23 protein-coding genes are annotated in these 23,628 nt (G+C 71.5%); 12 read left to right on the top strand and 11 right to left on the bottom strand.

What is annotated here, in order from left to right:
- Positions 1-2: 2 nt before the first annotated feature.
- The gene (locus tag ACFQRF_RS00805) at positions 3-650 is read right to left on the bottom strand and encodes a response regulator (RefSeq protein WP_379868038.1); all 648 of its coding nucleotides are present in this window, start codon (positions 648-650) and stop codon (positions 3-5) included.
- Positions 647-1,915 carry a sensor histidine kinase gene (locus ACFQRF_RS00810; RefSeq protein ID WP_379868039.1) on the bottom strand — a complete coding sequence of 423 codons (1,269 nt, stop codon included), beginning with the start codon at positions 1,913-1,915 and terminating at the stop codon, positions 647-649. The genes ACFQRF_RS00805 and ACFQRF_RS00810 overlap by 4 nt, the downstream gene beginning before the upstream one ends.
- 304 nt (positions 1,916-2,219) lie before the next feature.
- Between ACFQRF_RS00810 and ACFQRF_RS00815 the strand changes: the two genes are divergently transcribed.
- Positions 2,220-2,987, top strand: coding sequence for an ABC transporter ATP-binding protein (locus ACFQRF_RS00815; protein ID WP_379868040.1), 768 nt, complete (start codon positions 2,220-2,222; stop codon positions 2,985-2,987).
- A 6-nt stretch (positions 2,988-2,993) separates the two neighbouring features.
- Complete coding sequence (locus ACFQRF_RS00820; RefSeq protein WP_379868041.1) at positions 2,994-5,492, top strand: ABC transporter permease; 2,499 nt, start codon at positions 2,994-2,996, stop codon at positions 5,490-5,492.
- Between the two features lie 104 nt (positions 5,493-5,596).
- On the opposite strand, the gene ACFQRF_RS00825 is transcribed toward ACFQRF_RS00820, so the two are convergent.
- Genes ACFQRF_RS00825 through ACFQRF_RS00840 form a run of 4 tightly spaced genes read right to left on the bottom strand, consistent with a single transcriptional unit; the run spans position 5,597 to position 9,825 of the window.
- On the bottom strand, positions 5,597-6,487 hold the full coding sequence (locus ACFQRF_RS00825; protein WP_379868042.1) for a carbohydrate ABC transporter permease: 891 nt from the start codon (positions 6,485-6,487) through the stop codon (positions 5,597-5,599).
- Positions 6,484-7,416 (bottom strand): carbohydrate ABC transporter permease, encoded by a 933-nt coding sequence (locus ACFQRF_RS00830; RefSeq protein WP_379868043.1) that lies wholly within the window; start codon positions 7,414-7,416, stop codon positions 6,484-6,486. Before ACFQRF_RS00830 ends, ACFQRF_RS00825 begins: the two co-directional genes overlap by 4 nt.
- Positions 7,413-8,780, bottom strand: coding sequence for an ABC transporter substrate-binding protein (locus ACFQRF_RS00835; RefSeq protein WP_379868044.1), 1,368 nt, complete (start codon positions 8,778-8,780; stop codon positions 7,413-7,415). Before ACFQRF_RS00835 ends, ACFQRF_RS00830 begins: the two co-directional genes overlap by 4 nt.
- 37 nt (positions 8,781-8,817) lie before the next feature.
- The gene (locus ACFQRF_RS00840; RefSeq protein ID WP_379868045.1) at positions 8,818-9,825 is read right to left on the bottom strand and encodes a zinc-dependent alcohol dehydrogenase family protein; all 1,008 of its coding nucleotides are present in this window, start codon (positions 9,823-9,825) and stop codon (positions 8,818-8,820) included.
- A 239-nt stretch (positions 9,826-10,064) separates the two neighbouring features.
- Here ACFQRF_RS00840 and ACFQRF_RS00845 point away from each other — a divergent pair, with 239 nt between their 5' ends.
- The 3 genes from ACFQRF_RS00845 to ACFQRF_RS00855 all read left to right on the top strand — a co-directional run bounded on the left by ACFQRF_RS00845 (position 10,065) and on the right by ACFQRF_RS00855 (position 13,409).
- Entirely contained in the window at positions 10,065-10,979 is a 915-nt protein-coding gene (locus tag ACFQRF_RS00845) for a sugar-binding transcriptional regulator (protein ID WP_379868982.1), read from the top strand.
- Between the two features lie 189 nt (positions 10,980-11,168).
- The gene (gene xylB / locus ACFQRF_RS00850) at positions 11,169-12,569 is read left to right on the top strand and encodes a xylulokinase (protein WP_379868046.1); all 1,401 of its coding nucleotides are present in this window, start codon (positions 11,169-11,171) and stop codon (positions 12,567-12,569) included.
- A 165-nt stretch (positions 12,570-12,734) separates the two neighbouring features.
- Positions 12,735-13,409: a spermine/spermidine synthase domain-containing protein gene (locus tag ACFQRF_RS00855; protein WP_379868047.1), complete on the top strand. Its 675-nt coding sequence runs from the start codon at positions 12,735-12,737 to the stop codon at positions 13,407-13,409.
- Between the two features lie 121 nt (positions 13,410-13,530).
- On the opposite strand, the gene trxA is transcribed toward ACFQRF_RS00855, so the two are convergent.
- Positions 13,531-13,914, bottom strand: a complete 384-nt coding sequence (gene trxA, locus ACFQRF_RS00860) for a thioredoxin (RefSeq protein ID WP_379868048.1) — start codon at positions 13,912-13,914, stop codon at positions 13,531-13,533.
- A 203-nt stretch (positions 13,915-14,117) separates the two neighbouring features.
- Between trxA and ACFQRF_RS00865 the strand changes: the two genes are divergently transcribed.
- From ACFQRF_RS00865 to ACFQRF_RS00875, 3 genes are all read left to right on the top strand, one after another.
- Positions 14,118-14,507 (top strand): YidH family protein, encoded by a 390-nt coding sequence (locus ACFQRF_RS00865; RefSeq protein WP_379868049.1) that lies wholly within the window; start codon positions 14,118-14,120, stop codon positions 14,505-14,507.
- The gene (locus ACFQRF_RS00870; RefSeq protein ID WP_379868050.1) at positions 14,504-14,875 is read left to right on the top strand and encodes a DUF202 domain-containing protein; all 372 of its coding nucleotides are present in this window, start codon (positions 14,504-14,506) and stop codon (positions 14,873-14,875) included. The genes ACFQRF_RS00865 and ACFQRF_RS00870 overlap by 4 nt, the downstream gene beginning before the upstream one ends.
- A gap of 140 nt (positions 14,876-15,015) precedes the next feature.
- Positions 15,016-15,378 carry a DUF3817 domain-containing protein gene (locus ACFQRF_RS00875; protein WP_379868051.1) on the top strand — a complete coding sequence of 121 codons (363 nt, stop codon included), beginning with the start codon at positions 15,016-15,018 and terminating at the stop codon, positions 15,376-15,378.
- On the opposite strand, the gene ACFQRF_RS00880 is transcribed toward ACFQRF_RS00875, so the two are convergent.
- From ACFQRF_RS00880 to ACFQRF_RS00890, 3 genes are all read right to left on the bottom strand, one after another.
- Positions 15,351-16,217 carry an SURF1 family protein gene (locus ACFQRF_RS00880; protein ID WP_379868052.1) on the bottom strand — a complete coding sequence of 289 codons (867 nt, stop codon included), beginning with the start codon at positions 16,215-16,217 and terminating at the stop codon, positions 15,351-15,353. The genes ACFQRF_RS00875 and ACFQRF_RS00880 overlap by 28 nt on opposite strands.
- 338 nt (positions 16,218-16,555) lie before the next feature.
- On the bottom strand, positions 16,556-17,788 hold the full coding sequence (locus ACFQRF_RS00885; RefSeq protein ID WP_379868053.1) for a tyrosine-type recombinase/integrase: 1,233 nt from the start codon (positions 17,786-17,788) through the stop codon (positions 16,556-16,558).
- 64 nt (positions 17,789-17,852) lie between these two features.
- Positions 17,853-18,554, bottom strand: coding sequence for a helix-turn-helix domain-containing protein (locus ACFQRF_RS00890; protein ID WP_379868054.1), 702 nt, complete (start codon positions 18,552-18,554; stop codon positions 17,853-17,855).
- A gap of 119 nt (positions 18,555-18,673) precedes the next feature.
- Here ACFQRF_RS00890 and ACFQRF_RS00895 point away from each other — a divergent pair, with 119 nt between their 5' ends.
- The 3 genes from ACFQRF_RS00895 to ACFQRF_RS00905 all read left to right on the top strand — a co-directional run bounded on the left by ACFQRF_RS00895 (position 18,674) and on the right by ACFQRF_RS00905 (position 21,179).
- Positions 18,674-18,871, top strand: coding sequence for a helix-turn-helix domain-containing protein (locus tag ACFQRF_RS00895; protein WP_379868055.1), 198 nt, complete (start codon positions 18,674-18,676; stop codon positions 18,869-18,871).
- A gap of 84 nt (positions 18,872-18,955) precedes the next feature.
- Positions 18,956-19,774 carry a bifunctional DNA primase/polymerase gene (locus ACFQRF_RS00900; RefSeq protein WP_379868056.1) on the top strand — a complete coding sequence of 273 codons (819 nt, stop codon included), beginning with the start codon at positions 18,956-18,958 and terminating at the stop codon, positions 19,772-19,774.
- Positions 19,767-21,179 carry a DUF3631 domain-containing protein gene (locus ACFQRF_RS00905; protein ID WP_379868057.1) on the top strand — a complete coding sequence of 471 codons (1,413 nt, stop codon included), beginning with the start codon at positions 19,767-19,769 and terminating at the stop codon, positions 21,177-21,179. Before ACFQRF_RS00900 ends, ACFQRF_RS00905 begins: the two co-directional genes overlap by 8 nt.
- Positions 21,180-21,540: 361 nt before the next feature.
- On the opposite strand, the gene ACFQRF_RS00910 is transcribed toward ACFQRF_RS00905, so the two are convergent.
- On the bottom strand, positions 21,541-21,762 hold the full coding sequence (locus tag ACFQRF_RS00910; protein WP_379868058.1) for a hypothetical protein: 222 nt from the start codon (positions 21,760-21,762) through the stop codon (positions 21,541-21,543).
- A 408-nt stretch (positions 21,763-22,170) separates the two neighbouring features.
- Between ACFQRF_RS00910 and ACFQRF_RS00915 the strand changes: the two genes are divergently transcribed.
- A complete protein-coding gene (locus ACFQRF_RS00915; protein ID WP_379868983.1) occupies positions 22,171-23,355 on the top strand; it encodes a helix-turn-helix transcriptional regulator in 1,185 nt (394 codons plus the stop codon).
- Positions 23,356-23,628 lie beyond the last annotated feature (273 nt).

Raw genomic sequence — 23,628 nt, forward strand, 5'->3', positions numbered from 1 at the left:
GGCTAGACCCACCCGGCGTCGTGGGCGAGGATCGCGGCCTGGACCCGGTTGCTCATCCCGAGTTTGGCGAGAATCCCGCTCACGTGGGCCTTCACGGTCGCCTCGCGCATGCCGAGCGCGCGGCCCGCCTCTGCGTTGGACATGCCCCGGGCGACGGCGGCGAGGACGTCGCGCTCGCGCCCGCTGAGCACCTCCAGCCGGCGGGCCGCCTGCTCGGCACCGGCACGCGCCGGGACCGCGAAACGCTCCAGCATGCGCTTGGTGACGCTGGGCGCGAGCATGGCGTTGCCCTCGGCGATCGTGCGCACGGCGGCGATGAGGTCGCGCGGCGGGGTGTCCTTGAGCAGGAACCCGACCGCTCCCGCGCGCAGCGCCCGGTGCACGTACTCGTCGAGGTCGAAGGTGGTCAGCAACGCCACCTTCGGGGGCGTGGGGAGGGCGGCGAGGTCGGCCGCCGCGGCCAGGCCGTCGGTTCCGGGCATGCGAATGTCGAGCAGCATGACGTCGGGCGCGAGGCGCCGCGCCAGGTCGACCGCCTCCGATCCGTCCGCGCCTTCACCGACCACCTCGATGTCGTCGGCGGAGTCCAGGATCATCCGCAGCCCCGAGCGCACCAGCTGCTCGTCGTCCACCACGACCGTGCGGATCACCGCGCCGCTCCCTCGTCCTCGTCGGTCATGCCGCCGACCGGCACGATAGCGCGTACCTGCCACCCGCCATCGGGGAAGGGCCCGGCCGAGAACGTGCCGCCGACGAGGGCGATCCGTTCGCGCAGCCCGGCCAGGCCGTACCCGCCGGAGGGCGGCGGGTCGGCGGTGGGCGCGGCGGCCCGGGGCGGTTCGTTGGCGACCACGATCTCCAGGTCGCTGTCGCCGTACCCCAGGCGGACCGTCACCGGGCAGCCCGGCGCGTGCTTGCCGGCGTTGGTCAGCGCCTCCTGCACCGTACGGTACGCGGTGCGCTCCACCTGGGGAGGCAGGGCACGCGGGGTCCCGGTCGTCCGCCACTCCACGGGCGTGCCGGCCGCCCGCCACTCAGCGATCAGCCGCGCCACGTCCGCCAGCACGGGCTGCGGTGTGGTGGGCGCCTCGGCGGCGTCGCTCTCGCGCAGCACGCCTAGGATCTCGCGCAGCTCCGCGAGGGCCTCGCGGCCGGTCGTGCGGATCAGCCCGGCGGTCTCGGCCGTCCTCGGGTCGCCGGACGAGACCTCCAGCCCACCGGCGTGCAGCACCATGAGGCTGACCCGGTGGGCGACGACGTCGTGCATCTCGCGGGCGATGCGGGTGCGCTCGCTGGTGATGGCCTGCTCGGCCAGCAGATGCCGTTCGCGTTCGAGCCGCACGGCGCGCTCGTGCAGGTTGTCGATGAGCTGGCGCCGGGTGCCCACCCACAGGCCGGCGGTGAGCGGCAGCACCACCATCACGGTGAGCATGAGGACGATGGACGCGGCCGGCACCACCGCGTCGGCGTAGGCCACGCACACGCCGAGGGAGAGCACCGCGGTCCAGGCGGCGAGCACCCGGCGGTCGGTGAACCATGAGGCGTGGGAGTAGAGCGCGACCGGGGCGGCGAAGATGTTGCCGAAGCCGTACAGCAGCACGGCGGCGACGGCGAGCAGGATCTCCGGCCGGGACCGGCGGAACAGGATCGCCGCCGACACCGCGAGGGCGCCGCCGAGGCAGACCGTGGCCGTGATGAGCATCCCCGGCACCCACCCCGCGGCCCGCACCGCGTCGGCGACCGTGTCCAGGGGACCCTGGGGCAGCCCGGCCTGGAAGACCGCCACGACGGGGAACGTGAGAACGGCGAGACCCCAGTCGGCGAACCGGTGGCGCCGGGCCCACGCCCACCGCCCGATCCGGACCGGCCACGCGCCGGACAGCAGGCGGCCGTGCTGCGCTGTCTCGTCGGGCATGCGCCGCAGTCTATGTCGCCCGCCGCCCGGGCATCACCGCAGGCAGGGGCGGTGCGGTGCGGTAGCCGAAAGTCGGTGTCCGCGCCGCGCCGCAGGCCACGGCCGCGCCCGGGACCGGCCGTGGGCCCGCCCGTGCTGCGCGGCCTCCGACGAAAGTCGGGGGCGGGGGACCGCCGGAAGCCGCCGGTCGCCACCGGGGCCCGCCCTTCCGCCGTGCCGGAAATCGGCCGCGCGGCCGAAGCCCCGCCGGCCCGCGCGGACCTAGCGTTCTTCGGTGTACACCCCCGCTGATCAGGAGAGAGACGTGAGCGAGACCGCCGCGCCGGCCGGCGTGCACGACACCGATGTGCCGCCCGCCGTCATCGCGCGAGATCTGACCAAGGTCTACGGGACGGCCGGATCGGCCGTCCGGGCGCTGGACGGGGTGAGCGTGGCGTTCACCCGCGGCGCCTTCACCGCGATCATGGGGCCCTCGGGGTCGGGCAAGTCCACGCTGATGCACTGCCTCGCGGGGCTGGACACCGCCACCTCCGGCACCGTGCACCTGGGCCGCACCGACATCACCCGGCTCAGGGACAAGCAGCTCACGCGGTTGCGCCGGGACCGCGTCGGGTTCGTCTTCCAGTCCTTCAACCTGCTGCCGATGCTGACGGCCGAGCAGAACATCCTGCTGCCGGCGCAGATCGCCGGGCGCGCGGTGGACCGGGAGCGCTTCGACCGCATCGTCGACGTGGTCGGGCTGCGCGAGCGCCTGGACCACCTGCCGTCCAAGCTCTCCGGCGGGCAGCAGCAGCGCGTCGCGGTCGCCCGTGCCCTGCTCGGGGAGCCGGAGGTGGTCTACGCCGACGAGCCCACCGGCAACCTCGACTCGCGGTCGGGCGCCGAGGTGCTGACCTTCCTGCGCGATTCCGCGGCGAGTCTGCGGCAGACCGTCGTGATGGTCACCCACGACCCCGTCGCCGCGGCCTACGCCGACCGCGTCATCTTCCTGCGCGACGGCCGCCTGGTGGACGAGGTGTACGCGCCCACCGCCGAGACCGTGCTCGACCGCCTCGTGAAGCTGGAGTCCTAGACCGCCATGTTCCGAACCACGATGGCCGGCCTGCGCTTCCACCGGGGCCGGCTCGTCACCACCGCACTCGCCATCGCCCTGGGGGTCATGTTCGTCTCGGGCACGCTGGTGTTCAGCGACACCCTCCGGGCCGCATTCAGCGCCCAGGTCATGGGCTCGGCGGACACGCTGGACGCCGTGGCACGGCCCACGGAGGACGGCGCGGACGGCCTGCCGCCCGCCGTGCTCGACGACATCCGGGCGCTGCCCGAGGTGGAGTCCGCCGACGGTGTCGTCCGTGGCGACGCCGCGCTGCTGGACAAGGAGGGCCGGGCGCTCGGCCCCGTCCCGACCGCCGGTGTCTCCGTCGGCGGGGTGGTCCGCCACCGCGCGGACGAGGGGGCGCTGCCCGCCGCCGGCGACGAGGTGGCCCTGGCCACCGTCAGCGCCGACGTCACCGGCTACGGGATCGGGGACACCGTCACCGTGCTCGACGCCGAAGGGGCGCGGCACGAGTTCACGGTCACCGGGCTGGTCGACTTCGGGGCCGACGCGGAGCTGGCCTACCGTGGTGCCGTCGCGTTCACTCATGAGACCGCCGTCGCCATGACCGGCCGCGACGACTACGCCGAGATCGACGTCGTCGGGGTCGCGGGCGCCCCCGACGAGGCCGTGGCCGAGGCGGTCGCCGGCGCCGCCGGTGCGGCCGAGGTCGTGACCGGCCGCGAGCTGGGCGGGGAACTGGCGAGAGCCGCCGGGGCCCCGGCCGACTCGCTGGCCACGGCGCTGATGCTGTTCGCCCTGATCTCGGTGCTCGTGGCGGCGATCGTCATCTACAACACGTTCGCGATCCTCATCGCCCAGCGGCAGCGGGAGCTGGCCCTGCTGCGCTGCGTGGGCGCGTCGCGGGGGCAGGTGTTCCGCAGCGTCCTGCTGGAGGCGCTGGCCGTGGGGCTGGTGGCCTCGGCGGCGGGGGTGCTGGCGGGGATCGCGGTCGGGACCGCCGGTGCGGTGCTGGGCGGCGAGGCGTTCGGAGCGGGCGGCCCGGCGCGGCCGGTCGTGGGTGCGGCACCGGTCATCACCGGCCTGCTGGTGGGCACCGTCGTGACCGTGGTCGCGGCCGTGCCGCCCGCGCGGCAGGCGACGAACGTGCCGCCGTTGTCGGCGCTGCGCGCCAGTGCGGTCGCCGCCGGTCTGGAGAAGGGGATCGGCTGGAAGCGGACCGGTGCGGCAGCCGCGTTCTTCCTGGCCGCCGCGGGCATGCTGGCGGTGGCGCTGCGCGGGCCCAGTGGGCAGCTGGGGCTGGTCCTCGTCACCGTCGCGGGGATGACCTCGTTCGTGGGGGTGGTCATCGCGAGTCCGCTGCTGGTGCGCGCGGTGGCCGCGGCGGCGGGGGTGGTGACGCGCCGCATGGGCGTCACAGGAGCGCTGGCCGCCGACAACGCCCGGCGCAGCCCCAGGCGGGCGGCCACCGCGATGATCGCGCTGACGGTCGGCGCGACGCTCATCACCGGCTACTCGGTGATCGACGCCTCGTTGCGCACCACGCTGGAGGAGCAGTTCGAGCGGGAGTTCCCGGCCGACTACCGGCTGGGCGGCCAGTACGCCGGTGAGGAGCACGCGGGGGTGCCCGCGGACGTCGCGGCGGACCTGAACGCCTCCCCCGTGATCGAACGCGCCATCTCGGTGCGCCGAGCCTATACGGAGCGGCCCGGCGGATCGCTCCCGGTCACCGCCTACGTCGGCGGCCGTCTCGGCACCGACGTCGGTGCCGAGACGGAGGAGGGCGACCTCGCCGATGTGCGGCCCGGCGCCGTCGCGGTGTCCCAGAACGCCGCCGAGGGCGCCGGGGTGGGCGACACCGTCTCCGTCGCGACCGAGACCGGTCCACGTGAGTACGAGATCGCCGCGGTGACCGCGGGGCAGGAGATGTGGGGCGTGACGATGGACCCCGCGGACTTCGCGGCGGCGTTCCCCGATTCCGGCACCGATGCGAGCGTGCTGGTGCGGGCGGCCGGCGACGCGGATCCCGCCGAGGTACGGGACGCCGTGTACGACGCCGTGGCGGAGTACCCGTCGGTCCAGGTCTCCTCGACGGCCGAGAGCCGGCAGCAGATCGACGAGCTCCTGGGCATCGCGTTCCTCACCATCGCGGCCATGCTCGGCCTGGCGATCCTCATCGCCGTCTTCGGTATCGCCAACACCATGGCGCTGTCGGTGCTGGAACGGACCCGGGAGTCGGCGCTGCTGCGCGCCCTGGGCCTGTCCGGCCGCCAGTTGCGCACGATGCTCGGTCTGGAGGCGGTGCTGCTCTGCCTGACCGGCGCGGCGGTGGGCATCGGGCTCGGGGTGTTCTTCGGCTGGGCGGCGGGCGCCGCCACCCTCAGCTCGATGAAGTTCGCCCTGCCGGCCGGGCAGATCGCGGTGTTCATCGCGGTGTCGGTGGCCGCCGGCCTGCTGGCCTCGGCGCTGCCGGCCCGCCGTGCGGCGCGCACCTCCATCAGCGCGACGCTCGCCGGCGCGTGACGGCGGCGCGCCCGGGCGTGGCCGGCCGCCGCCGGCCACGCCCGGGCGCGCGGTTTCAAGGGCGGATCGCCCGGCGCCGCGCGCGGCGCCGGCGGCCGGGGCGGCTACTTGACCGCGCCCATGGAGAGGCCGCGAACGAGCTGCCGCTGGGCGATCCAGCCGACGATGACGATCGGCAGCGACGCCAGCGTCGCGGCGGCCGACAGCCGGGCCAGGAACAGGCCCTCGCTGGTGATGAAGCCGACCATGAACACCGGCACCGTCGCGGCGTGCGCGGCGGTCAGATTCACCGCGAAGAAGAACTCGTTCCAGGAGAAGATCATGCAGATCAGTGCGGTGGCCGCGATGCCGGGGGCCATGATCGGCAGCATCACCGACCACAGGACCCGGGCCAGGCCGGCGCCCTCCATCTGCGCGGCCTCGACCACTCCCTTCGGCACCTCCAGGAAGAACGATCGCAGCATCCACACCGCGATCGGCAGGTTCATGGCGGTGTAGAGGACGACCAGTGTCCAGATGTTGTCCAGCATCGCCACCTGGGCGGCCGCCACGTACAGCGGTACCACCACCGCCACCACCGGCAGCATCTTGGTGGAGATGAAGAAGAACAGCGCGTCGCGGGTGCGCCGGACCGGCCGGACGGACAGCGCGTAGGCGGCCGGTACGCCCAGCGCCAGCACCAGCCCGGTGGAGACGAGCGTGGCGATCGCGGAGTTGCCCAGATAGGGCAGGAAGTCGGCGCCGATGACCGCGCGGAACTGGTCGAGCGTGGGGGCGAACACCGCCCGGGGCGGGACCGTCACGGCGTCGCTCTCCTGTTTGAACGCCGTCATGACCAGCCACAGCGCCGGCGAGACGAACAACAGGCCGATCGCCCATGTGAGCACGGTGAGCGCGGTCCCCCGGGCGTCGCGGCGGCGGCGCGGGGGGTCCGATGGCCGGCGGGGCGCGGACCCGGTGGGGGCGGCCGCGCGTGCGGGGGCTGCGGTGGTCACGAGGTCCCCTCCTGGGCGGACATGAACGAGCGGAAGATGAGGCGCAGCGCCAGAGTGGCCACGATGATCGTGCCGACGACCACCACGACCCCCATCGCGGCGGACTGGCCGATGTCGAAGCCCAGGAAGGCCCGCTGGTAGATGTAGAAGGGCAGGCTCGCGCTGGCCGTCCCCGGGCCGCCCTGGGTCATCATGTAGATGGCGTCGAAGGTGTTGACCACGTAGATCGACCCCAGCAGCACGCCCAGCTCGATGTAGCGGCGCAGGTGCGGCAGCGTGACCGAGACGAACATCTGCCACCGCCCGGCGCCGTCGACCTGGCCGGCCTCGATGACGTCGCGTCCCTGGCTCTGCAGGCCCGCCAGCACGAGCAGCATCATGAACGGGGTCCACTGCCACACCAGGGCGGTCACCACGGACACCACCGGGTACTGCGAGACCCAGTCGACCCCGCCCAGCCCGAACGGGGTCAGCAGGAAGCCGATCAGGCCGAACACCGGGTCGAACATGATGTTCTTCCACAGCAGGGCGGTGGCCACCGGCAGCACCAGGAACGGGGTGATGAGCAGGGTGCGCACGATCCCCCGGCCCAGGAACCGGCGGTCCAGCAGCAGCGCCAGGACGATCCCCAGCCCCATCGCCACCAGCACGCAGGAGGCGGTGATGGCGATGGTGTTGAGGGCCGCGGTGAGGAACTGGGCGTCGGTGAAGACCGCCGCGTAGTTGGCCAGGCCGACGAACGACCGGGAGCCGGGGCGCAGCAGGTTCCACGACTGCACCGAGTAAAAGATGGTGAACAGGAACGGCAGCTGGGTGACGACCAGCATGAACACCAGGGCGGGCAGCAGGGGAGCACGGCGGGACCAGTCGCCGGCGCGTCCGGCCTTCGCCGCGGTGCGCCGTGGCGCCACGGCCGTCGCGCCGCTCATCGGCCCTCCTCCGCGTAGGTGTCGCCGACGCTCTGGGCGTAGCGCTGGCTCTGCTCCAGCGCCTCGTCGACACTGATCCGGCCGGCGATGGCCGCGCTGAGCTGCTGGCTCACCCGGGTGCCCAGATCCTGGAACTCGGGGATGGCGAGGAAGCCGATACCGGTGTAGGGGACCGGGCGCACCGAGGGGTTCTCGGGGTCGGCGTTCTCGATGCCGGCCAGCATGGGCGCGGAGTAGGCCTCCGCGGCCCGCGCGTACTCGTCGATCTCGAAGGTCGACCGCCGGTTGCCGGGAGGGACCCGCTGCCAGCCGTAGGTCTCGCCCACGGTGCGGATGTAGTCCCGGTCGGTCATCCAGGACAGGAACCGCCACGCTTCCTCCTTGTTCTCGGAGGTGGCGGGGATGCCGAGGGACCAGGTGTAGAGCCAGCCTCCGTAGTCGCTCTCGGCGACCGGGGCGGCCACGTAGCCGCTGTCGCCGACGACCCTGCTGGACTCGGGGTCCTCGATGGTGCTGACCATCGCGGTGGAGTCGTAGAACATGGCGGAGCCGCCCTGGCTGTAGTGGTTCAGGCAGTCGCCGAATCCGCTGGTGGCGGCACCGGGCTGGCCGTGCTCGCGGACGAGGCCGACGTAGAACTCGGCCGCCGCACGGAACTCGGGGGACTCCAGCTGGGCGTTCCAGTTCTCGTCGTACCAGCGCCCGCCGAACGTGTTGAGCACGCTGTTGAACGGGCTCAGGACCTCGCCCCATCCGGCGAGCCCGCGCAGGCAGATGCCGGAGATTCCGGCTTCGGGGTCGTCGAGTTCCGCCGCGAGCCGGGCGATCTCCGCCCACGTGGGCCGGTCCGGCATCTCCACACCGGCCTGCTCGAACAGGTCGCGGCGGTAGGCGACGAACGAGGACTCCCCGTAGAACGGGACCGAGTACATGTCGCCCTCGTAGGAGAGGTCGTCGCGGATCGAGGGGATGAAGTCGGCGTCGTCGTAGCCGTCGGTGGCGTCGATGTAGGGCTGGAGGTTCTCCAGCCAGCCGTACTCCGCCCATTGCCGGGTCTCGTAGTTGCTGATCATCACCGCGTCGAACTCGCCGCCGCCCGTGGCGATGGAGGTGGTGATCTTGGCGCGGGCCTCGTTCTCGGGGAGGGCGACGAAATCGACCTCGATGCCGGGGTTCTCGGCGGTGAACCGCGACTGGAGCGAGATGGCGTCCTGCATCTGCGGGTTGGCCACGATGGCGATGACCAGGCGGGTACCGTCACCGGCACCGGACAGGGCGCCCGCACCGGCGCAGCCGGTCAGCAGCAGCGCGGCCGATCCCAGCGCGGCGGCCGGGCGCGTCAGGGTGCGCGTCAGGGTGCGCATCGGGTCGGTCCTCCTCGGGGCGTCATGGGGGTCTCCCTTACCGGAAGGCGTCGCCCGAGGGCACGACCTGGACCTTCACACCCGCGCCGGAGCGCATCAGATCCAGAGCCGCGGGGAAGTCGGCGAGCGGGGCGGCGTGGCTGAGCAGCGGGGCCGTCTCGACCTTCCCGGAACCGATCAGGTCCAGGGCGGCGCCGTAGCTGTCGAGGACGGCCATGGAGCCGACCACCGTGATCTCGTCGTTGTAGATGCGGAACGGGGACAGGTCCACGCGGGCCTCGGCCGCGGCGACCCCGAAGACCAGCAGCCGGCCGCCGCGGCGCAGCGCGCCGAACGCGGCCTCGATGGCCTGCGGGGCGCCGGTGGCGTCGGCGGCGGCGTCGAACCGCTCCCCGTCCAGCGAGGCGACATCGGTGGCGGTCGCGGCCGCCCCGAGCGCGGCGGCGATGCCGAGCCGTTCGGTGTTGCGGTCGACCACGGTCACGTCGGCGCCGCCCCTCTGGAGGAGCTGGAGGAGCAGCAGGCCCATGGTGCCGGCCCCGATGAGCAGGAAGCGCTCGCCGACGGAGACCCCGATGCGCCGCACGCCGTGCACGGCGCAGGAGAGCGGTTCCACGATGGCGGCCTCGCGGAAGGTCATGCCGTCGGGCATCCGGTGGCAGTTGACCGCGGGAGCGGCGACGTACTCGGCGAACGCGCCGTCGACGGTGTCGCCGATGGCGCCCCAGTTGGCGCACAGGTTCCCGCGGCCGGCCCGGCAGAACGCGCAGTGGCCGCAGAAGAGCGAGGGGTCGACGGCGACCCGGTCGCCCACCCGGAGGTCACCGGGGGCGTCGGAGCCGACCGCGACGATCTCGCCGGCGAATTCGTGGCCGGGCACCAGCGGATAGGGGCTGGGCGGGAACTCGCCGTCGGCGATGTGCAGGTCGGTGCCGCAGATACCGCAGGCGCCCACCCGCACCACGACACCGTCGGCTGCGGGCTTGGGGTCAGGGCGCTCCCCGACGCCGATCTTTCCAGGCTGCTCGATGATCGCTGCGCGCACTGCGGCTCCTCACGTCACGGGTCCGGGACCCCGGCACCGCTGACGATCGCTCATATGAGCGGTGGGGGTCACACATGTGATCCAGCTCATTGAAAGCCGGTGGGGAGCGGAATGTCAACGTATGATTGGCAGATGAGCATGATTGGACTCACATGAGCGACCCCGTGCGCGGAGGCCCGGACGGTGCGGCCAGGGCGTCGGTGGGCGCCGAGAAGACCCTGGTCAAGGGCCCCGCGGAGCTGGTGCTCGTCTCGGCGATCGCCCGGCGGTTCTACCTCGACGGGCGGTCCAAGGTGGAGATCGGCGAGGAGTTCGGGCTGAGCCGGTTCCGAGTCGCGCGGGCACTGGAGACCGCGCGGGAGAGCGGCATCGTGCGCATCGACATCCGGCTGCCCGCCCGGCTCGACGCCGAGCTCTCCGATCGGCTGCGCGACGCCTACGGGCTGCGCCGCGCCATCGTGGTATCGGCCCCGGACGATCCCGCGCAGATCCGGCAGCAGCTCGGCGCGGTCGCGGCCGACCTGCTCGCCGAGATCGTCACGGCCGATGACGTCCTCGGCCTGGCCTGGGGACGGACCCTCCAGGTCATGGGGGCGGAGCTGACCCGGCTGGCCCCCTGCACCACCGTGCAGCTCAACGGCGTCCTCTCCGCGCGCTCCGACACCGCCGGCTCGGTCGAGACGGTGCGCCGGGCCGCCCAGCTGTCGGGCGGCCCCGCCTACCCGATCTACGCACCGCTGATCCTCCCCGACGCGGCGACCGCGCGCACCCTGCGCGCCGACCCGGGCATCGCCGCCGCGTTCGCCCACTTCGACCGCCTGACCACGGCCGTCGTCGCCATCGGCGGCTGGGACGAGCGGTCGTCCACCGTCTTCGAGAGCCTCGATCCGGCGGTCCGGGAACACTGCGCCGGCCTGGGGGTGCGCGCGGAGATCTCGGCGCAGCTCTTCGACGCCGACGGAGCCCAGGTGCGCACCGAGCTCGGCGAGCGGGTGCTCAGCGTCAGCGCCGACCAGCTGCGCAGGGTCCCCGAGGTCATCGCCGTCGCCGGGGGAGCCGGCAAGGCGGAGGCGATCGGCGTGGCCCTCAAGACCGGCCTGATCTCCACGCTGGTGACCGACTCCGCCGTCGCGCGGGCGCTGGCGCCCGGCTGATCCCGCCCCCGGGGGGAGGGGTGCGGACGGCGGCGGGGTGTGCTCCAATGCACATGTCGGCACTGGGGCGGTTCATCCGCCTCTGCGGTGGAACCTCCCTCCGGTGCCGAACCGGATCCCCGGGGACCCGGTCGCCGGACCCGGACGTGGCGTGAGCGGACACGGACAACGGATTGGTGGCGGACGGCCATGGGACTTGTCGCCGGCGTGGACTCCTCGACCCAGTCGTGCAAGGTCGTCATTCGGGACGGTGAGACGGGGCGGCTGGTACGCAGCGGGCGGGCCGACCACCCGGACGGGACCGAGACCGATCCGGCGCACTGGTGGGCGGCGCTCCAGAAGGCCCTCCACGAAGCGGGCGGGCTCGACGGGGTCGACGCCATCAGCATCGCCGGCCAGCAGCACGGCATGGTCTGCCTGGACGAGAACGGTGACGTCATCCGGCCGGCACTGCTGTGGAACGACACGCGTTCGGCCCGGGCCGCCGCCGACCTCGTCGCCGAGCTGGGAGCCGGCCACTGGGCCGACGCCGTCGGCCTGGTGCCGGTCGCCTCGTTCACCGTCACCAAGCTGCGCTGGCTCGCCGAGCACGAACCGGAGAACGCCGCGCGCACCGCGGCCGTGTGCCTGCCGCACGACTGGCTGACCTGGAAACTCTCCGGGTCCGCCGACCTCGCCGACCTGGTCACCGACCGGTCCGACGCGTCGGGCACCGGCTACTTCGACGGCCGATCGGACACCTACCGCCGCGACCTGTTCGTCCGCGCCCTCGGGCACGACGCGCTGCTGCCCGAGGTGGCGGCGCCCACGGCCGCCCGGCCCGGGCCCCGCGGCCTCCTGATCGGGCCGGGCGCCGGTGACAACGCCGCGGCGTCACTCGGCCTGGACGCGGGCGGCGACGTGGTGGTCTCGCTGGGCACGTCCGGGACGGTGTTCGCGCGCTCCGAGCACCGCGCCACCGACCCGACCGGGATCGTGGCGGGGTTCTCCGACGCGACCGGAGCGTTCCTGCCCCTGGTCTGCACGCTCAACGCCGCCCGGGTACTCGACGCCGCCGCGCGGATGCTCGGTGTGGGCCTCGACGAGCTCAGCGACCTCGCCCTGGCCGCACGGCCCGGGGCCGACGGGCTCACCCTCGTCCCCTACCTGGAGGGCGAGCGCACCCCCGACCTGCCCGACGCCACCGGGGCGCTGCACGGACTCACCCTGGCCAACTCCACCCGGGAGAACCTGGCCCGCGCCGCGGTCGAGGGCATGCTCAGCGGGCTCGCGGTCGGCCTGGACGCGCTCGCGGCGCAGGGGGTGCGCGCCACGGGCGTGCGGCTGATCGGCGGCGCGGCCCGGTCCGAGGCGGTGCGCCGGATCGCCCCCGCGGTGTTCGGTGTCCCCGTGCTGGTGCCGCCGCCCGCCGAGCGTGTCGCCGACGGAGCCGCCCGGCAGGCCGCCTGGGTGCTGAGCGGGGCGGACACGCCGCCGCAGTGGGCCGACCCGGCCGGGGCCGCGCAGTCCTTCGAGGCGCCGGCCATTCCCGGGCTGCGGGAACGTCACGCCGAGGCCGCCGCGAAGTACCTTCCCGCCCGCCCGGCCTGACGCGCCCGGGCGGAGGGCGGCGCTGGGCGTCCCCGTACCGTGGCCCATGCCGGAGCGCGCGGGGCGCTGACGGTGTCCCGGCTGTGGCGAGTGCACGAATAATGGCGGAACGATGGCTGCTGTAGTGAGTGCACACCGAGCCACAGGTGGAGGGACGGGTCGGAGATGACGAAGAGCGAGGCCGCGCCGGAGCCGCAGGTCATCGATCGCGCGATCGGTGAGACGGGGGGCGAACTGGTCCTGCGCCGGGTGGGCCCGCACCTTGAGATCATCGACAATGGGGTCTTCCTCATGGACACCCGGGACGGCACCTCCGAACGCGAACTGGTGCGGGCCGCCCTGGCGGCCCTGCCGAAGGGGCGAAGCGCCGCGGTGCTGATCGGCGGCCTCGGGGTCGGGTTCTCGGCGCGGGCGGCCCTCGATGACCCCCGCGTCGCGCGGGTGCGGGTCGTGGAGCTGGAGCCCCGGATCGTCGAGTGGCACTCCGGGCCGCTGGCACCGGTGGCCGGGCGCCTGGCGGAGGATCCCCGCTGCGAGATCGTCCGCGCCGACGTCGTCGACTGGCTGGCCGCCACCGATGAGACGTTCGACGCCGTCTGCCTGGACATCGACAACGGCCCCGACTGGATCGTGACCGAGGGCAACGACCGGCTCTACCGGGCGGAGGGCCTCGACCATCTCCTGCGGGTGCTGCGCCCCGGTGGCGCGGTGGCGTTCTGGAGCGCCATGCCCGCGCCGCGGTTCGCGGAACTGCTGGCCCGCCGGTTCGGCCGGGTGCGCACCGTCGAGGTCCCGGTCCGGCGCGGCGAACCCGACGTGGTGTACGTCGCATCCCGCTGACGCGTGGCACCGCCACGCCACCCGGTGCCACGGCAACACGCGGGGCCGTGCCCTCCGGCACGGTCCCCGCGTCTTCGAGGCCCTCGGGAACTCCGGCCGCCGCGGGCCGGACGGTCGTGGGTCAGGCCTGTTCGGCGCTGCCGTCGGCCTGCTGCTTGGCGATCTCCCGCCGGACCTCCTCCATGTCCAGGTCGCGCGCCTGCTTGATCAGGTCCTCCAGGGCCTCCTCGGGCAGCGCGCCCGGCTGCGCGTAGATGACCGTCTTGTCGCGCACCACCATCAGCGTCGGGATCGACTGGATGTCGAAACTGGCGGCGAGCTCCTGCTGAGCCTCCGTGTCGACCTTGGCGAAGGTGAGGTCGGAGTGCCGCTCCGACGCCTTCTCGAAGACCGGGCCGAACATCTTGCACGGACCGCACCACGACGCCCAGAAGTCGATGAGGACGAAGTCGTTCTCGGTGAGCGTGTCGTTGAAGTTGTCCTTGGTCAGTTCGATCGTTGCCACGAAGTCTCCCGGGAGCGGATGGATGCCTTGCCTCTCGTAGAGCGGTCCTGCCCGCAGATTTGTTCCGCAAGCGTCCGGCGGGCGGAGAAAGTGCCGCCGACCACCCGGGAACCCGACAAAACACCTGGTGAATACCGGCTTGGGCGGAAAACCTGATCGCGGCTAACCTCGAAGCTCCGGGTCGGACTGGGGAGGGGCGACCGATGGCAGCAGGACCGTCCTCGACGGGCGGACCCGCGGTACCGGGCGGGGCGGCGGGGCCTGACGGCCGGGAACCCGACTACCGGTTCACACTCGCGAACGAGCGGACGTTCCTGGCCTGGATCCGCACCGCGCTGGCGCTCGTCGCCGGCGCCGCGGCGGTGCTGCACCTCGTGCCGCTGGAGTGGAGCCCGGGCGCCCGGATCACCGTCGGGCTGGCGCTCACCACGCTCGCGGTGATCATCGCCGTCTACGCGCCGCTGCGCTGGCTACGGGTCCAGCGCGCGATGCGCCACGACCGGCCGCTGCCGCTGAGCGCGCTGCCGCTCATCACCACGGTCGGTGTCACCGTGGTCTGCGTGGCCCTGCTGGTCGGGTACTACTGGTCGTGACCCGGCGCGCCGCCACCGGGCGGGACCCCGGCCTGCAGCCCGAGCGCACGCTCCTCTCCTGGCAGCGGACGGTCATCGTCGTCCTCGGCGTCGCGCTGCTCTTCCTGCGCGACCCCTTCGTCAGCACCGCGACGTTCGCCGGCGAGGCCGTACCGCCGAGCCACCGCTTGATCGCGGTGCTCGCCACGACGTTGCCGCTCGCCGTGATCGTGGTGCACGTGCGCCGCCGCTGGCGGCGCGCCCACGGTGGCCGGGCGGACTCCGGCGCGGCCCCGGCGCCGCTCGCGCGGTTCTGGGCGATGGTGCTGCTCAGCGCCAGCGTGGTGGTGCTGGCGGCCGGTGTCGTGGTCACCGCGTTCCGTCCCTAACGGTCCGGCGCGCGCAGGCGGCCGACCCGGCCGAAGGTCCGCCGGAACAGCACTTAGGCTCGGAAGGAAAGATCGGTCTCCGGTGGTCGGCGCATGTCGAGCCGGAGCCGGCGCGTCCGACTTCGCCCGAGGTGCCCTCTGTGGATAAGAAGCGTCTCCCGTTCACGCTGTACCGCGTTCTCGCCTACGTGACGGGCGTCTGGCTGCTGCTGCTCGCGTTCGTCGCGATGCCGATGAAGTACCTGGTCGACCCCGACACGTGGGTGATGCCGGCCATCGCCATCCCGCACGGCTACATCTACATGGTGTACGTGCTCGTGGTGCTGTGGCTGTCGCTGGACCGCCGATGGGCGCCCGGCAAGACCCTCGGCGTCATGATCGCCGGCACCATCCCGTTCCTGGGCTTCTTCATCGAGCACCGGGTCGCCAAGCGCGAGAAGGCGGCGATGGCGGCGGAGTCGGCCGAGGCCCCGGCTCAGTCCGCGCCCACCACCGAGGGCTGAGCCCCGTCCGCACCGCCGGTCGCGCCACCGGACTCCGCCGCGGCGCGCCGGTCGGCGAGTTCCCGCCGCACCAGCGAGACCCAGAACACGATCGCCGCGATGCCGAACACCGCCCACTGCGCGGCGTAGCTCAGGTTGCGGGCGTTCCACGTGATCCCCGTCGGCGGGTCCGGCGGCGGGACGATCCGCAGCCCGGACTCCGCGGCGGCGGACTCCGCCGCGCCGTCGCCACCGGCATCGCCGCCCGGCTCGGCCGCCGCCTGCTCGCCCAGCACCACGTACCCGTCATAGAGCTCGTACGGCCAGGTGTTCACCAGCACGGCGGGGGCGATCCGCTCCGCCTCGCCCTCGGGCACCGACATCGCGCTGTACCCCTCGGTGTTCTCCCCCTGGGGCGGACGCAGCCATCCCGTGACCGTGACCTCCCCTCCGGGCGGCGCCGGCGCCACCCGGTCGGCCCCCACCTGCGCCTTGGGCAACCACCCGCGGTCCACCGCGACGGCGGCGCCGTCCGCGGTGACCAGCGGAGCAACGACGCTGTACCCCTCGTCACCCTCGGGCGACAGCGCTGGAACGACCACCTGCCCATCGGGATCGAACGTCCCGGTGACGCGCACCGCCTCGTTCGCCCGGTCCTGACCCATGTACTCGCCCGGCTCCAGCACCGTCTCCAGCCGCACCGCGGCCGCCAGTTCCTCAACCGGGTTGGTGATCACCTCACGGGAGGGTTCCTGCGCGCGGACGAACTGCCAGTAGCCCAGACCGAAACACCCGAGCATGACGACGATGCCCAGCAGGTGAATGCCGAGCCAGCGGGGTTGCAGAAGCGGGAAGCGCACGCTGTCCAGGCTATGACCGCCTCCCGGCCCGCGGAACGTGACCCCCGGTTGGCGTGGTGAGTGGCGACTTGGTCAGGAGTAGAGGCACAGGTGGCGATTACTTTAAGTAATTCGCCGTGACGGACGGTTGTTTCGGCAGGTGGGTGTGGGTAATCTATGTACCAGCGCGAGAGGAAAACGCGCTTCGTGAGCTTTCAGAGGCCGCGACTCCAGGGGGGAGGAGTCGCTGGCCGTTCCCAAGGCGAGGGCCGTCTCCGTGATTTTGAGGGGGGACACGGAGGCGGCCCTCGCGTTTACCTGTTCGAGGGCGTATAGGCAGCTCAACGTATCTCCTCCCTTCATTGAATCGGCTCGGAGTGGCCTCCTGATCCTTCCCTGATCCTTCGGGCCTCGGTTTTCCGTCCGGACGTCATCATCATGGCGAGTCGCTCGACCGCCTCGCGCTGGATGGTGGGAAGCACGTGGCTGTAGGTGTCGAGGGTGATGGAGATGCTCGAATGCCCGAGCCGCTCGGAGACGATCTTCGGATGCGTCCCGAGGGAGAGAAGCACGGTCGCGTGTGTGTGTCGGAGGTCGTGAAGTCGGATGTCCGGTGGGAGATCGGCCTGTCCGATCCTCGCCAGCTTCTTTCGACAGCGTTTCACCGTGGCCTTGAACGTCCGGCTGAACCGTTCCGGGTGAAGGTGGTCGCCCTCGTGATCGGCGAACACCAGTGCTTCGTCACGCCCGTGCTGGAGTGCGAGCGCAGCGCGCTCCCTCCGGTGCGCCTTGAGTAGGGTCACTGTGTCGTCGTCGAGGTCGATCACCCGGGCCTTGCTCGTCTTGGTCGGCCCTTCATTGAGTGTCTCGCCTCTGCCCTTGGTCTTGACCAGGGTCGCGGACCTCCGAACCGCCATGGTCCGCGCATCGAAGTCGACATCGCGCCACCGCAAGGCGAGCAGTTCGCCGCGCCGGACGCCGGTCATGGCGAGCACGAACCATGCGGCATGGTGGTCGCTGTTCTCCTTCGACCAGCCGAGGAACGTGCGCAACTGGGCGTGGTTCCACGGGCGCATCTCCGGCGCCCGCGCCTCCTTGGTTGTCGGCGGGTCTGCCCGGTCGGCCGGGTTGCGGATTAGTAGGCCATCCCGCACGGCTACGCCGAACGCCTTGTGCAGGATCGTGTGGATCTGCCGGACGGACCGTGCCGACAGTCCTTCCCCGGGGCGGTGGTCCTTCCGGCCACTGCTCTCCAATTCTCGGTAGAAGGCACTGATCCTGGCACCAGTGACCGACGCGAGCGGCAGTGCGCCGAGCGCCGGACGGATGTGCAGCCGGATGTTCTTCTCGTAGCCCGACACGGTCGACGCCCCGAGTCGGAGTCCCTTCGCCCACTCGTCGAGGTAGGCGCCGACCAGCACCTTCGATGGATCGACATAGTCGCCTCGGTCGACCTTCGTCAAAGCCTCGCGCAATGCCTTTTGTGCGGCGGATCGGGTCGTCCATGGCCGGTCGTTCTCGTCCCTGCGGCGGAGCACTCTCTTGGTGGTGCCGTCCGGCAAAGTCGCGACGAAGCGGATGCCGAAGCGCACGGTGCCGTCAGCAAGCGAGTACTCTACGATGTTTCCTTCCCCGGGGCTTCGCCTCTTGGACCTCTTACTGGCCACTCGCGCCCCTTCTGTCCTCAGCCGTGATGTCGTCGAGGTGCTGCGACTCCGGGCGTAGTTCGGGGGGCGTCAGTCCAGCCTTGCGCATCGCGTTCCGGTTGAACCTGATCTCGCGCTCGATCGCCTCGGCGGTGCGTTGCTCCGCTTCGGCAGTCCTGAGGTGTGCCTCCCGTTCAGCGGACGTCGAGGCGGTTTCAGCGGCCTTGCGGGCTCCCTCGGCGCGGCTGTGCGCGCCACTGAGCTGCGCGAAGTAGCGGTCCTGCCAGCGCATGCGGTCGATAGCCTCCGCGCCGGACTGCCACTCGTCGAAGTCGTCGGAAGTGACGAACCAGTTCCCGGAGTCCTTGTCCCGGGTGGGGAAGGGATCATCGCCGGTGAACCACTTTGCCGCCGCCCAGGTGCCAACGGTCTGCCCGGGAAGCACCTCCGTGTGCTCCTCTTGGGCCACCGGGAAGGCGAGAAGCAGCGGAGGAACCCCGAGCGCTCGCGCGAGGACGATCAGTTCGGCGAGCGTCACCGTGGTACGACGACCGCTCTCTAGGTTCGCCAGCACCGACCGCTTGAGGGGCATCCCCAGGTTGGCGCACCGGTCTGCGAGTTCCTGCGCGCTCATGCCCTGGCGCTTTCGGTGTCGGCGGACCTCCTTCGCTACGGCTCCGGCAAGCCGTTCAGACCAGTCATTTTGTGTCATGGGAGCACAATAGCAAGGTGAATTGACATTGAACAACTCATGGATGCAACCTTGGGTCACTTGCTTCATAGAAGCACAAGGTTCGACGATTCTGCTTCCTGGTGACATGGAGGGTGTTCGTGGTCGACAGTGACCTTCGCCGTCAGCTCTTCGCGACGGTGGCCGAGACGGCATCGCTACTTCGTAGCGACGAACGGACCGTTCGCCGCGCGATCGAGGCGGGACACATCCCGGCCGTCAAAGTCAGCAACAAAACGTTGATCCCGGTTGCCGCCTTGCTGCGCCTCGCCGGAGTCGACCTCGACGAGGCGGCATGAGAACGGCGGTGACCAGGGATGCAGCCCTGGTCACCGCCGCGATTCGACTTCCCTTTTCAAGCTCGGCTGAAGCGAGATGCATCCATGCTAGGAACTGACCGCGCCCCCAGCCCAGAACAAGTGGCACAGCGAGCCTCCAGCCTGCTTGGCGCCGCGCTCGCCTACGCGGCTCGCGGGTGGCCAGTGCTCCCCTGCGAACCGGGAGGCAAGGCCCCGGCAGGCGCCCTGGTGCCGCACGGGCTCAAGCAGGCGACGACGGACCCGAAGCGTATTCGGGAGTGGTGGCGCCGCTATCCGGCGGCGAACGTCGCGATCGCTACCGGTGCTCCGGCGGTCGACGTGGTCGACGTCGACAACAAGCCGGACGGTGACGGCTTCGCGGCGTTCGCGCGCCTGGCGCGCGCCGGGGTAATGGTGCGGACGCTTGCGCTCGTGCGCACGCCCTCCGGTGGTTTCCACGCCTACCGGACCGGCACGGACCAACGGTGCGGGCGATTGGCGGCGCACTTCATCGACTTCAAGGCGTCCGGCGGCTACGTACTCGCTCCGCCCTCGACCGTCGGAGGACGCCCGTACGTTCTCGTCGAGGAACGCGCCGAGGGCACCCCGCTCGACTGGCAGCAGGTCAAGCGCATCCTTGAACCGCCTCGACGCCTTCACGTCCCGGCCCGGCGCCTGAGCCGGACCGGCACGGCCGGTCTGGCCGCGTGGGTCGGCGCGCAGTCGGAGGGGAACCGCAACAGCGCTCTGTTCTGGGCTGCCTGCAAGGCTGCCGAGTCCGGTGCTGGGCCTGCCGACTTCGAGGCGCTCGCTCAAGCGGCGCGTGGCGCCGGGCTCGACGAGCACGAGACACGGGCGACGATTCGTTCGGCACAACGGCGTGCGGGGGCGGCCCGTGAATAAGACGACAGAGGCGCTTGCCTACCGCCTTGATGACCTCGACCAGGGCGACACTCTGGGGGGATTGCTCGCCGAATTGCACGCCGCGTTCGTTCGCTATGTCATCTTGCCGACGAATGAAGACGTCGACGCGTTGACGCTGTGGTGTGCGGCAACCCACGCGCAGAGCGTCGCCGACCACGCGCCGCGCCTGGTGATCAAGGCACCGGAGAAACGGTGCGGCAAGTCGCGATGCCTCGACGTTGTCGAGGCGGTCAGCTATCGGCCGATCGTGGCCGTCAACACCACTCCGGCGGCGATCTTCCGGTCGATCGATCCGGAGCAACCGCCAACGCTGATCTTCGATGAGGCGGACACCCTGTTTGGTTCGAAGCACGTTGCCGAGCAGAATGAAGATCTGCGCGGACTGCTCAACGCCGGACACCAACGCGGGCGTCCCGTTCGGCGGGTGGTCGGCCAGAGCGCGAATCTAGAGGTCGCCGAGTTCCCGACGTTCGCCATGGCGGCACTTGCCGGAATCGGGTCCATGCCCGACACGATCGAAGACCGCGCCGTCGTCATCACCATGCGCCGACGTGCCCCCGGTGAGACGGTCGCGAAGTACCGCTACCGCCGTGATCAGGTTCCGCTCTACGAACTGCGCGACCGCCTTACGGCATGCGTGATCAGCCACCTCGGCCAGCTCACCGACGCTGAGCCGAACATGCCCGTCGAGGACCGGGCCGCCGATACCTGGGAGCCACTCATCGCACTCGCGGACGTGGCCGGAGGCCAGTGGCCGGACCGCGCCCGAGCGGCGGCGCTCGCGCTTACCCGCCGGCAGGATGCCGAAGGCGACGAAGGTTCCCCACGCGTGCGTGCGCTCGCCGACTGCCGCGCTGTCTTCGCCGCACACAGCGATCCGCATGCGCTCAAGACTGCGGTGCTCCTCAAAGAGCTGTGTGGACTCGACGACGCTCCGTGGGCGGAGTGGGGAAAGAACGGCCTGACCTCTCGTATGCTCGCCCAGTTGTTGCGCGAGTACGGCATCACGTCGACAACGATCAGGTTTCCCGAAGGCCCGGCGAAGGGCTACCGACGCGCCGACTTCGCCGACGCGTGGACGCGCTACCTGTCCGGCTCCACCGAACCTCCCGGCGTGAGCGCCGTTCCCGCCGTTACACCGTCGTTCGACCAGGTGAACGCGTTACGGGAGCAGAGCGGTAACGGCTTGAGCCGTGACCCCGCAACGAAACGTAACCCGGTGACCAGCCAAAACGAGCATGTTACGGCGGTAACGGATCAGGCTCTGGGGCCGTGCCTGGAATGCGGCGCCTTGATCCCACGCTACGGCCCGCAGGCGATCGGCTCCCGTTGCGCCGAGTGTCGACCGGTCGGCGACCGCCGTGCCCGTGAACAGGAGGAATAGGTAAGTTCGCTCGGTCGACCCCCTTCCCACGCGCGCGTATACCACGTGAATACCATCCGTCAGCCGGAGGGTATTCACGGATCGGTCCAAGCCGCTCTACGCGCGCAAGGCTTGACGCTGGAGTCGCTGGTACCGACGCCAGTTTCGGAACACGGAGACGGTCCAGTACGCGCGGGCCGGAACGGAGCAAGGGCATACGTTGACCCCCGATAACCCTCACTTATCGGGGGTCAGAATCCATCTGTATGGGCCTGCGGCCGTGGTTCCGACCATCCCCCTCGAATGGTCGGAACCACAGCCGTAAGCCGCGCGGCCAACTGGGGAAGATGGCGCCGGGCAGGCGTTGACCGCGCGGCCGTCTCTACTCCCCGGAGTTCACCTGTGCGCGCTTGAGCGCCCGCACCGACAGCCCGGCGGCAAGGGGCGGGTTCCGCAACTGCTGTTCGAGCTTCTCAGCCGTGTCACCGTGCAAGGTCGGTGCGAACAGCGAATCCCGGGTGCGATTGGTCGCCACCCACGCCGCCGGACGGCCGAGATCGTCAACGGAGCGCCACACGTTCCAGTTCGGATACTCGGCGTTCAAGCGGCGCAGGGTCTCAACGTCGTCAGACGGTTCGGGTTCTACGGCCGCGTTCACCGGAGCGCCCCCGTTCCGACCGGCCGGGCCAGACTCCGCAATGCGGCAAGGCCTTGGCGCTGGCGCCGTGCCGTCCACGCTGCGCGCTTGAGCTGCTCGGCGTGCTGGCGACGCTCGGACGCGATCAGGTACGGGCGCACCATCGACGGCGCCGCGTGGCGGGCGCGGTAACGGTGGATAGGGTCTCTCATGTCAGCGCTCCAGGCAGCGTTGGCCACGCCCCCGGACGCCTGGCCGCGTCGCGGGGGTCTTGTGCCCGCAACTCTGCCGCGCTGGCGAGATGCGCGGAGCGGCCTACCTGTAGGCCGATCTGTAGGCCACCATGGGTGCATGTCCCCCACACCGTTCGGCGCGATGATCCGGCGACACCGCGAGGTTCGGGGCTGGTCGCAAGCACGTCTGGCTGAAGTCCTCTGCCAAGCCTCGGGGCGGCCCACCGTCACCCGGCAAGAGGTCTACCGATGGGAAGCCGGACGCCGCGTGCCGCGATTCTGGCTGCCCTTCCTCGCGGAAGTCCTCGACATTCCCCGTGCCACGCTGGAACGCGCGACGGTCGCCAGTGCCACCGCTCCGGACCCGGCCGCGACGCTGGCGGAGCTGATGCCGAAGGCCGATCCGCTCGACCAGCTCTCAGCCGCGACCGGGCGACGCGTCGGGGCGCAAGCGGCCCGTGATCTCGCGGCCCGGGTGCACTCCCTCCGGCTCGCCGACGACGTCTTGGCCGGCCGCGACCTGATCGCACCGGCCCGGCGCGAACTCACGGCCGCACTCCGGCTCTACCGGGACGGCACCCACACGACCGACGTCGGCCGCTCGCTGCTCACGGCAATCGGAGAGCTGGCACAGATCGTCGGGTGGATCGAGTCCGACGCCGGACAGCACGACCAGGCGGAACGGACCTACCGCCTGGGCCTGTCCGCCGCCCGCCAGGCCGACGACTCGACGTTGGCCGCGAACATCGCCGGTTCGCTCGCCTACCAGTGGGCCAACACCGGCCGCGAACGCGAAGCCCTCCCGCTCGCGCTCGCCGCGCTCGCCGAAGCCGGACCGGACGCACACCCCACGACCCGCGCCCTGTTCCACGACCGCGTCGCCTGGGCACACACCCAGACCGGCGACGCCCAGGCCGCCATGCGCGCCCTGGGCGACGCACACGACGTGCTCACGGCCGGCCACCCGGACGAAGCTCCGGAGTGGGCCTACTGGGTCAGCGACGCCGAACTGAACGTCATGGACGCCCGGGTGTACACGGAACTGCACCGCCCCCTGCGCGCGGTGCCCCTGCTCCGGGACGTGCTCACCCGCTACGACGCCGCCCACACCCGTGAACTCGCGCTCTACCTGTCGTGGCTGGTGATCGCCTACGCCGACGCAGGCGAACCGGAAGCCGCCGCAGAGACGGCCGCGCGCATGCTCGCCCTGTCGGCCGACGTGGCCAGCGACCGCACCGCACGCCGAGCGCGCGTCGTGCTCCGCCGCCTCAACGACTTCGCGGACGTGCCCGAGGTGCGAGCGGTGCTTGCCGAGTATGCGGCGTAGGCGTGATCGCTGCCCACATGTCTAGGGCGTCCCCGCTAGGAGCGGGGACGCCCTGATCCTTCCGTGATCCCTCGTGTGATCCTGCCGCTGGTGAACGGCGATGCTCCGGTATGTATCGGCCTGTACCTCGGACCGCCGTTCGCCAGGTCCTGCATGTATCTGGACGATCCCGGATGCGTCCAGATCAGGCGGATACACCGGACACGGAGGCGGCCCTCGCGTTTACCTTTTCATGGGTATCGGCGCTGGTAGATGGCGAGTCGCCTTCACCTC

Origin of the sequence: Marinactinospora rubrisoli (assembly GCF_042664915.1) — a bacterium.
GTDB classification, from domain to species: domain Bacteria; phylum Actinomycetota; class Actinomycetes; order Streptosporangiales; family Streptosporangiaceae; genus Marinitenerispora; species Marinitenerispora rubrisoli.

Bases quoted from the DNA above. Each gene is read 5' to 3' on its own strand.
- ACFQRF_RS00810 (WP_379868039.1), bottom strand. From the start codon at position 1,915: ATGCCCGACGAGACAGCGCAGCACGGCCGCCTGCTGTCCGGCGCGTGG.
- ACFQRF_RS00820 (WP_379868041.1), top strand. From the start codon at position 2,994: ATGTTCCGAACCACGATGGCCGGCCTGCGCTTCCACCGGGGCCGGCTC.
- ACFQRF_RS00830 (WP_379868043.1), bottom strand. From the start codon at position 7,416: ATGAGCGGCGCGACGGCCGTGGCGCCACGGCGCACCGCGGCGAAGGCC.
- ACFQRF_RS00835 (WP_379868044.1), bottom strand. From the start codon at position 8,780: ATGCGCACCCTGACGCGCACCCTGACGCGCCCGGCCGCCGCGCTGGGA.
- xylB (WP_379868046.1), top strand. From the start codon at position 11,169: ATGGGACTTGTCGCCGGCGTGGACTCCTCGACCCAGTCGTGCAAGGTC.
- ACFQRF_RS00855 (WP_379868047.1), top strand. From the start codon at position 12,735: ATGACGAAGAGCGAGGCCGCGCCGGAGCCGCAGGTCATCGATCGCGCG.
- ACFQRF_RS00865 (WP_379868049.1), top strand. From the start codon at position 14,118: ATGGCAGCAGGACCGTCCTCGACGGGCGGACCCGCGGTACCGGGCGGG.
- ACFQRF_RS00890 (WP_379868054.1), bottom strand. From the start codon at position 18,554: ATGACACAAAATGACTGGTCTGAACGGCTTGCCGGAGCCGTAGCGAAG.
- ACFQRF_RS00900 (WP_379868056.1), top strand. From the start codon at position 18,956: ATGCTAGGAACTGACCGCGCCCCCAGCCCAGAACAAGTGGCACAGCGA.
- ACFQRF_RS00915 (WP_379868983.1), top strand. From the start codon at position 22,171: ATGATCCGGCGACACCGCGAGGTTCGGGGCTGGTCGCAAGCACGTCTG.